This is a genomic window from Mitsuaria sp. TWR114 (assembly GCF_007997345.1).
In genome coordinates this window covers 1-8,896 of record NZ_VOSR01000373.1, presented here as the reverse complement: position 1 = coordinate 8,896, position 8,896 = coordinate 1, and the positions used below count along the sequence as shown (strand labels likewise).

At 72.0% G+C, this 8,896-nt stretch carries 6 protein-coding genes and 1 pseudogene; 4 read left to right on the top strand and 3 right to left on the bottom strand.

Annotated features, from left to right (window positions below; translation table 11 throughout):
- Both FUT87_RS28830 and FUT87_RS14270 read left to right on the top strand, forming a co-directional pair.
- On the top strand, positions 1 to 1,730 hold a 1,730-nt coding region (locus tag FUT87_RS28830; protein ID WP_186830537.1), incomplete at its 5' end, for an MBG-2 domain-containing protein.
- Positions 1,731 to 1,827: 97 nt separating this feature from the next.
- Positions 1,828 to 3,450 (top strand): ShlB/FhaC/HecB family hemolysin secretion/activation protein, encoded by a 1,623-nt coding sequence (locus tag FUT87_RS14270; RefSeq protein ID WP_147241437.1) that lies wholly within the window; start codon positions 1,828 to 1,830, stop codon positions 3,448 to 3,450.
- A 45-nt stretch (positions 3,451 to 3,495) separates the two neighbouring features.
- On the opposite strand, the gene FUT87_RS14265 is transcribed toward FUT87_RS14270, so the two are convergent.
- Entirely contained in the window at positions 3,496 to 3,885 is a 390-nt protein-coding gene (locus FUT87_RS14265; protein WP_147241436.1) for a cellulose binding domain-containing protein, read from the bottom strand.
- Complete coding sequence (locus tag FUT87_RS14260) at positions 3,867 to 4,514, bottom strand: expansin EXLX1 family cellulose-binding protein (RefSeq protein ID WP_186830536.1); 648 nt, start codon at positions 4,512 to 4,514, stop codon at positions 3,867 to 3,869. Before FUT87_RS14260 ends, FUT87_RS14265 begins: the two co-directional genes overlap by 19 nt.
- 191 nt (positions 4,515 to 4,705) lie before the next feature.
- On the opposite strand from FUT87_RS14260, the pseudogene FUT87_RS14255 reads away from it, so the two are divergent.
- Positions 4,706 to 6,681, top strand: a pseudogene (locus FUT87_RS14255) (phosphatase PAP2 family protein).
- A 17-nt stretch (positions 6,682 to 6,698) separates the two neighbouring features.
- Positions 6,699 to 7,529, top strand: coding sequence for an NPP1 family protein (locus FUT87_RS14250; RefSeq protein WP_222617153.1), 831 nt, complete (start codon positions 6,699 to 6,701; stop codon positions 7,527 to 7,529).
- A 72-nt stretch (positions 7,530 to 7,601) separates the two neighbouring features.
- Here the strand turns inward: FUT87_RS14250 and FUT87_RS14245 are convergent, their stop codons facing one another.
- Complete coding sequence (locus tag FUT87_RS14245) at positions 7,602 to 8,813, bottom strand: PAS domain-containing sensor histidine kinase (protein WP_147241434.1); 1,212 nt, start codon at positions 8,811 to 8,813, stop codon at positions 7,602 to 7,604.
- Between the last annotated feature and the right edge of the window lie 83 nt (positions 8,814 to 8,896).

Below are 8,896 nucleotides of genomic sequence, written 5' to 3'. Positions count from 1 at the left end.
CACCACTTCGGCGGCGCGCTGAGCCTCACCGGCGGCGACGCGACGATCGGGCCCACACGCCGCTGACCTTCGCCGCATCGACGCTCAGCGGCTCGCTGACGGCCAGCGCGCCCGGGCTGCAGCAGACCGGAGCGCTGTCGGTCGCCGGGACTTCGACGCTGAGCAGCGGCACCTCGGCGATCACGCTGGCCGACGCCGGCAACGCGTTCACCGGCGCCGTGAGCCTCACCAGCGGCGACGTGCTGCTCAACACCAGCGTCCCGCTGGTCTTCGCGCCCTCGTCCGCAGGCGGCGCGCTGCGCGTGAGCGCCCCTGGCATCCAGCAGGTCGGCGCCGTCTCGGTGACCGGTCCCGCCACGCTGGACGCCGGTGGCGCCGACATCGCCCTGCCCCGCCCGGACAACCACTTCGGCGGCGCGCTGAGCCTGACCGCCGCCGACGCCAGCGTTGCCGCCGCCGGACCCCTGGTCCTCGGCGCTTCGGCCGTGAGCGGCAACCTGGACCTGACCGCGTCCGGTGTCTCGCAGCTGGGCGCGCTGGCGGTGGGCGGCACCACGACGCTGAATGCCGGCGGCGGGGCCGTCACGCTGCAGGACCCGCTCAATGCCCTACATACGCTGCGCGTCGTCGACGCCGGCAACCTCGCCGTCGTGAACGGCCAGGCGATGACCGTCGATGGCGTCGGTGCCACGGGGAATGTCTCGTTGACGACGACCGCCGGCGACCTGACCGCCTCCGGGACCTGGCGCGTCACCGGTGGCGACCTCCTCCTGTCGGCCGGCGCCACTCGCGCGCGCGGTGATGCGGCCGGTGGCGACGTGATCAGCACGGCCACGCTGAGCCTGGACCCCGGCCGCCTGCTCTCCGTCTACACCGGCAGCCTCGACGGGACCGGGCTGGCGGGCACGCTCGCCGAGCGCGCGCCCGACGGCAGCGGCAATTTCCGCTATGGACGACAGGCCGGCGACGCGCCGGGCGCGATCGGCGTCGGCGACGGCAGCACCTACGTCCTGTACCGCGAGCGCCCCGCGCTGACGGTCACGCCCACCGACGGCGCCAACACCAAGGTCTACGACGGCGGCCTGAGCGATCCCGGCATCGCCTACACGGTGGCGGGCCAGCGGCACGGCGACAGCGCCGCGATGATCCTCACCGGCAGCCTGGACCGCGCGCCCGGCCAGGACCGCGGCCGCTACGCGGTCCAGCCGGGCACGCTGGCCGACCGCCTCGGCTACCTCGTCACCGTGACGCCCGGGCACAGCTACGAGATCACGCCCGCACCGCTGCTCGTCTCGGTCACGGACGCCAGTCGGCTCATCGGCCGGCCCGACCCGGCGTTCTCGGTGACCTATGCCGGCCTGGTCGCGGGCCAGACGGCCGCGACCAGCGACCTGTCCGGCACGCTGCGCTACCTCACCGGCGCGACGGCATCGTCCCCGCCCGGACGCTACGAGGTGTCGGCCACGGGCCTGTCCAGCCGCAACTACGACATCCGCTATGCGCCGGGCGTCCTGACCGTCTTCCCGGCCAGCGCCGGCCTGATCGCGACCGGCTCGGAGCAGGCCGCGTCGCGTTACCTCTCGGCGCTCGCCGACCTGTTCTGGAAGGCCCGGACCATGACCTCCGCACCGCTGGACCACCTGGAACCGGCGACGGTGGGCATCGGCCGCTGGTGGACCGGGACGCTCTCGGTCGAGACCCGCGATCCGCCGCCGGAGTCGGTGCGATAGAGTCGCCGGGTCCCACGACGATCCCCTCATGATCCGCCGCCCGCGCGACACACCCCCAGCTCATCGAACCCTCGTCCAGGCCTCGCTGCTGCTCCTGATGGCACAGCAGGCCCAGGCGGACGTCCTGCCCATGGCGGACACCGCCCATCGCGCCAGCGCGCCGCCCAGCCAGCTCACCGCCCCCTCGCGCGACATCGCCTTGCCCCGTCGCCCGGACGATCCTGCCCAGGCTTCGGCGTCCGGAGACGCGACCCCCATTCCCGTGCGCCGCGTCCGCGTCACCGGCGCGCGGCTGTTCCCGGCCGAGGCCCTGGAGGCCCTGGTCGCCGACCTGAACGACGGCACGCGGACGCTGGACGAGCTCGCACGCGGCGCGGCCCGCATCACCGAGCACTACCGCGATCACGGCTGGTTCCTGGCACGCGCGGTCCTGCCGCCGCAGACGATCCGCGATGGCGAGGTCGAGATCCGCGTGATCGAAGGCCGCTTGGCCGAGGTGCGTGTCCAGGTGGCCCCCGGCAGCCGCATCGACGCCTCGGTCCTCGAGGCCCGCATGGCCGCGATCCCGCTCGGCGAGCCGCTGAACCAGGCGCAGGTGGACCGCACGCTGCTGCTGCTGTCCGACCTGCCCGGCGCCCGGTTGAAGGCGCGGCTGCAGGCCGGCGCGCAGCCCGGGGACACGACGATCTCGATCGAGTCCGAACCCGCCCCTCTGGTCAGCGGCCGGATCGAGGCGGACAACCACGGCTCGCGCTACACCGGCCAGCGCCGCGCCGGTGGGTCCATCGTGCTGGACAGCCCGACCGGGCACGGCGAATCGATCAGCGCCCGCCTGCTCGCGAGCGAGGGCGACCTCTACTACGGCCGCCTGGCGGCGCAGCTCCCCCTCGGCAACGGCGGATGGAGCACGGGGCTGAGCGTGACGCGCACCCAGTACGCGCTGGGCTCGTCCTTCGCCGAGCTCGACGCGCGCGGCCAAGCCAACGTGGCGGAATGGCAGCTCAGCTATCCGCTGATCCGCGGCACCGCCCTCAACCTCACCGCGCAGGCCAGCCTCGAGCGCCGTCGCCTGAACGACGAGATCCGCGCCACCGGGACCGCCACCGGCAAGCGTGCGACGCATGGCACGCTGCAGCTGATGCTCGGCCTGCGGGACGATGTCGGCGCCGGCGCGGATACACGGATCGCGCTGCGCGTCGGCCGCGGGCACCTGGGCTTCACCTCACCGGACGCGGCGCTCATCGACAGCCTGAGCGCGCGCACCGCGGGGCGTTACGGCACGTTCAACCTCGACCTGCAGCGCAACCAGCGACTCGGCGGCGGCTGGGGCGTGCTGATGGCGGCCAGCGGGCAGCTCGCCTCGCGCAACCTGGACTCGTACCAGAAGTTCGTCCTCGGCGGCGTGCAGGGCCTGCGCGGCTATCCCTCGGGCGAGGCCGTCGGCGACGAGGGCTGGCTCGCGTCCGGCGAGTTCTACTACGCGGCGAACCCGGCCTTCATTCCCAGCGTGTTCCTGGGCGCCGGCGGCGTGCGGCTCAACGAGACGCCCTTCCTCCCGACGGACAACCGCCGCACGCTGCACAGCTACGGCGCCGCCCTGCGCGGCACCTGGCGGACGATGGACTGGACGCTCTCGATCGCCGGACACGGCGCGGAGCGGGCGCAGTCGGAGCCGGACCGCGCCGTGCGCGTCTGGGTCCAGGCCGGCTGGGCGTTCTGACCGGTCAGGGTCGTCGCGCCGGTCCGGCCGCCGTGCCCGTCCCGCTCAGCGATTGGCGCAGAAGCCGAAGGAGGTGGTCGCGCCGGCCTGCAGCGTCTGGTTCCAGCTGACGCCCACCGCGCTCGCGCTGGTGCCGCTCTGCGACACCGTCGCGTTCCAGGCGGTGTAGACCGCGCCGACGACCGGGAAGGACACCGTCCAGTTCAGCGGCGTCGCGTTGGGATTGCCCACGGTGACGTTGTTGCAGTAGCCCTGGCCCCAGTCGTTGGCCACGCTGATGCTGACCGTGGCCGGCTGCGCGGGCGTCGTCGGGGTCGTCGGCGTGCCGCCGCCGCCCGACGATCCGCCCGAGCCCGCCGCCGGCAGGACCAGCGGGAACTGCTGGCCGAGGTCGATCTCCGTCGTCACCGCCAGCGTCACGTTCGGGGCCAGCATCTGCTGGCCGAAGACTCGGTGATCCGGATGTCGTAGGGGCCGGGACCCATGCCGCTCGGGGCGATGAAGTAGTTGTACATCTCGCGGCCGAGCGTCGTGAACGCGCCGCCGCTGCTGGGCCGGTATTCGAGCGAGGCCACCGGGCCGGCGTGATCGCGGACCTGCACCCCCGCCCACCACTGGCTCGATCCCTCCTTGAAGAACAGCTTGGCCGAGCGCGCGTTGCACGACACGTAGCGCCAGCTGATGGGGATGCGTCCGGCCTCGATCGGCGAGATCTTCGCGAAGGCCTCCTGCGACAGGTCCACGTCACCGGGCGCGCACTCGGGGCAGCGGTCGTCGACGCGTGCCACCACCTTCTGCTGCGTGTTGAGGTTGGTCACCTCGATGCAGGCGCCGCAGGCCTGCGCGGTGTTGTAGTCGGCGGTGTTCATCGCCGCGGTCAGGATGTCGGTGGGCTTGGGCAAGGAGCAGTTGCCGCCTCCGCCGTAGCCGTAGAAGGTGCCCTGCCCGGTATGGGTCTGCTGGTAGTTGCCCTGCGCCGCGGCGGTGAGCTGCAAGCCCGCCAGCAAGCCGCCAACCAGCAGCGACAGGAACGCGCGGCGCTGCGCCGCAAGCCGTGATGTCATGACGATTCCCCCGTTTGACCTCGATGAACACTGGTGAATCCGTGGTCTGCCCCACTGGACCGACGCAGTGTCCCGGCTTCGTCCGCAAGCCCTGGTGAGAATGGGTAACGCCATATGACTGCGTTGTCATCGGCACGACATCGAGGCCCCCTAGAGTCCGCCGCCGTTCCCACCCGCTTGTCTCACCACCGATGTCTCTCTCCGCCTTCCCGGCCAAGCGCCGCCCGCTGCTGCTCGCCCTGCTCCCCGTGTTCGTGCCCGCGCTGCTGCTCGGCGCCTGCTCCTCCGACGACGACGACAGCCAGGGCCAGCCGCTGGTCATCCCCGCCGCGCCCAAGGGCCTGGGCACGACCGACAGCGCCGCGGTGCAGGACGAGACGCAGGTCCCGCCCTTCATCGACAACATCGCGAGCAACCAGCGCGGCGACGCGCGCTACGCCACCTTGCAGACCAATGCCGGCGTGCGCGTGGTGTCGGGCTTCCTGGACATCTGGCAGCCGAGCACGCTGCTCGTAGACGCGGGCGCGAGCGCCCCGGCGCGCGACGGCTTCGCGGCCGTGGCCGCATCGAGCTGGAGCGGCCTGCCCGGCGACGCGACCGACGGCAAGGTGCTCAACGCGGCGGTCCATGCCGCCAACGTGCAGTACGTCGTCGATGCCACCGCGCGCCGCACGCCGGCGCAGGAGCTGGCCGCCTACCTCGACGATCGCCGCGGCAAGGGCTACAGCATCAGCGACGGCATGGGCCCGTTGACGACGGCCTGGCGCACCCTCAGCGAGCAGAGCACCACCATCACGGACATCGCGGCCGACGCGACCACGGTGCTCTACAACGACAAGGGCAACGACATCGGCAACGCGGGCAGCGCCAACAGCCACGGCTTCGGCGCCGCGATCGACCTGGTGGCCAACATCGGCAACAACGCGTCGACGGAGCGGCCAAGCGCTTCTACAAGTACGCCCGCCCCTGGCGCTGGAGCGCCAGCGTCAAGGTGGTGCCGGCGCTGGAGCCGGCCAAGAGCGGCACGCCGACGACCGACGGCGGCTTCGTCAGCGGCCACAGCGCGGAAGCCGTGCGCAAGGCGCTGGCGATGGCCTACCTCGTGCCCGAGCGCTACCAGGAGATGGTCACCCGTGCCCTGGTGCTGGGCGAGAACCGCATCTACGCGGGCATGCATTCGCCGCTGGACGTGATCGGCGGTCGCATCCAGGGCGTGGCGGCCGCGGCGGCCAACCTGGCGACCGATCCCAACAAATCCGGCCGTCAGGCCGCCTACGACCAGGCGCGCACGGCCTTGATGGCCGCCGTCGGCGCGAAGGACGCCGCGGCGCTGCAGGCCTATGCGCATTCGCTGCCGCTGGCGCAGGACCCCTACGCCGACTACGCCACCAACAAGGCGACGGTGTTGCGCCTGATGACCTTCGGCCTGGCGCCGATCGCCGCCACCACCAAGGCGGCGGTCGTGCCCAAGGGCGCGGAGGTGCTGCTGGAGACCCGCCTGCCCTACCTCAGCGCCGACCAGCGCCGCGTGGTGCTGAAGACGACCGCGCTGGCCTCCGGCACGCCGGTCATGGACGATGCCGAGGGCTGGGGCCGACTGAATCTGTTCGCCGCGGCCGATGGCTACGGCGCCTTCGATGGCGACGTCAGCGTCACGATGGACGCGGCCCGAGGCGGCTTCCAGGCGCTGGATGTGTGGCGCAACGACATCCGCGGCGCCGGCAAGCTGACCAAGCTGGGCAGCGGCACGCTGGCCCTGGCCGGCGCGAATGCATTCACCGGCGGCACGCAGGTCTCGGGCGGCGTGCTGCGCGCCGACAGCGCCAAGGCGCTGGGCACCGGCGATGTCTACGTCGACACCGGCACGCTGATGACGCAGGCGGCCACGCCGGTGGCGGTGGTGAACTACACCCAGCTCGCGACCGGCGCGCTGGAGCTGCACCTGGGCGCCGCCAACGCCGGCAGCCTGGCCGCGGCGGGCAACGTGGTGATCGCCGGCGGCACGCTGACGGTGAAGTTCCAGGCCGGCACGGTGCCGCGCAGTGGCGACACCGTGGTGGCGATCCAGGCGGCGACGCTGAAGGGCAAGTTCGACAAGGTGGTGGTCGAGGGCTTCACCGCGACGCCGACCTACACGGCCACCGGCCTGCAGATCCGCATCAACTGAGCACGAGGGGACATCGCATGAACCGCATGAACCACACGAAGCGCATGAATCGCATGAGCCGCTTGAGCGCCGCCGCCGCGCTGGTCCTGTCGACGGTCGTCGCCGCCCCGTCGGCATGGGCCGACGACTTCCCCGCCCTCTCGGCGGCCTGGCCGGCGAACGTGTCGATCGCAGCGACCTATCCGCTGTTCGACTTCGACACCGACGGCTGCCTGCCCAGCGCCGGCGTCAGCCGCAGCGGGCAGCAGAACGGCGGACTGAAGACCTCGGGCGGCATCACCGCCGGCTGCCGCCGCGCGGACTTCCTGGACTACGCGAACACGCTGCATCGCCACGCCTGCGTCACCAGCGGCGGCAACGTCTATTGCGGCCATTTCTACGCGCTGTATTTCCTGAAGGACCAGGTGACGGCGCTTGGCGGCGGCCATCGCCACGACTGGGAGCACGCGGCGATCTGGACCACGAATGGCGTGGTCACCCATGCCGGCTACAGCGCGCATGGCGACCTGACCAACGCGGCGGTCGGCACGCTGGCCGTGCAGAACGGGCACGTGCGCTTCGTCTATCACAAGGACGGCGCGCTGACGCATGCGATGCGCTTCGCCGGCACCGACGAGATCGCCGCCGAGAACCCGTATGGCCAGTGGCTCACGCCGGCGATCGTCAGCTGGACCGCGATGACCGGCGACGGCGTGAGCAACGCGACGATGCGCGGCCTGCTCAACGGCTTCGACTACGGCTCGGCCAACGTGCCGGTCAAGGACAGCAACTTCCTGACCAACCTCAACAACGGCCGCCCGGCCGGTTATCCGGCGTTCACGTCGGCCAGCATCGACGCGGCGCGCTGAGTCGCCGCGATCGGTTCGGCGCCTCGGGCGCCGGGCGCGACCCAGGGCCGCGGCGCGATGCCGCGGCCCTTGTCATTTCATCGCGTGCGCCGGCTCGTCCGCCAGCGGGTCGGCGCTCAGCGGCAACCGGACCGACACCGACGCGCCCTGCCCGCTGCCCGCGCTGTGGGCGGCCGCGCCGCCCCCATGCAGTTCCGCGATGCTGCGCACCAGCGCGAGCCCCAGGCCCAGGCCGCCGTGCGCCCCATGCGCGCCGTGACCGCGCGCATGCTCCTCGCCCTGCGAGAAGGGCTCGAACGCATGGGCCAGCGTCTGCGCGGTCATGCCGATGCCGTTGTCGACGACGGTGATCACCGCCGCATCGTCGTCGCGCCGCAGCGTCAGCGCGATCGTGCCGCCCGGCGGCGTGAACTTGATCGCGTTGCTGAGCAGGTTGCTCACCAGCTGGATCAAGCGCGTGCGGTCGCCCGTGACCGCCAGCGGCTGCGTCGGCCAGGTGGCCTGCAGGCGATGCTCGCGGGCCTCGGCCGCCGGACGCATGCCCTCGACGGCCTCCCGCACCACCTCGCCCAGCTCCAGCGGTGTCATGGTCAGCCGCACCTTCCCGGTGGTGACGCGGCTGACGTCCAGCAGGTCCTCGACCAGCCGGTTGATCTGCCGCACCTGCTTGCTCGCCACCTCGACGCACCAGGTGGCGCGGGGGCTCAGCGTCTCGCGGTCCAGCAGGGACAGCACGTTGGTCAGCGGCGCCAGCGGATTGCGGATCTCGTGCGACAGCACCGCGATGAATTCGGTCATGCGGCGGCTCTCCTCGACCAGCTCCGCCATGCGGCGGCGCTCGCGCTCCTGCTCCATGCGCGCGGTGAGGTCGCGGGTGACCTTGGCGTAACCGAGCAGGTCGCCGTCCGCATGCTTGATCGCGGTGATCACGACATTGGCCCAGAAGGTCGATCCGTCGCGCCGCACGCGCCAGCCCTCGTCCTCGAAGCGGCCGTGCTCGCGCGCGAGCTTGAGCTCCTCGTCGGGCCAGGCCGCGTCGATGTCCGGCTGGGTGTAGAAGACCGAGAAATGCCGGCCGATGATCTCGTCCGCCTCATACCCCTTGATGCGCCGCGCGCCCGCGTTCCAGGTCGCGATCCGGCCGGACGGCGTGAGCAGGAAGATCGCGTAGTCCAGCACGCCCTCCACCAGGCGCCGATAGGCCTCGTCGCCCGCCTGGTGCAGGCGTGCGACGTCGTCGTCCTCTCGGTCCTGTCCGTCGTTTCCTGGCTTGTCAGCCGTCATCTCGTACCTCGTCCGCCTCACTGTTCCGTGAGTCCGTGACCTGCCCTGAGCGGCCGACTCTATCGCGCCACGCCGACGCCCAG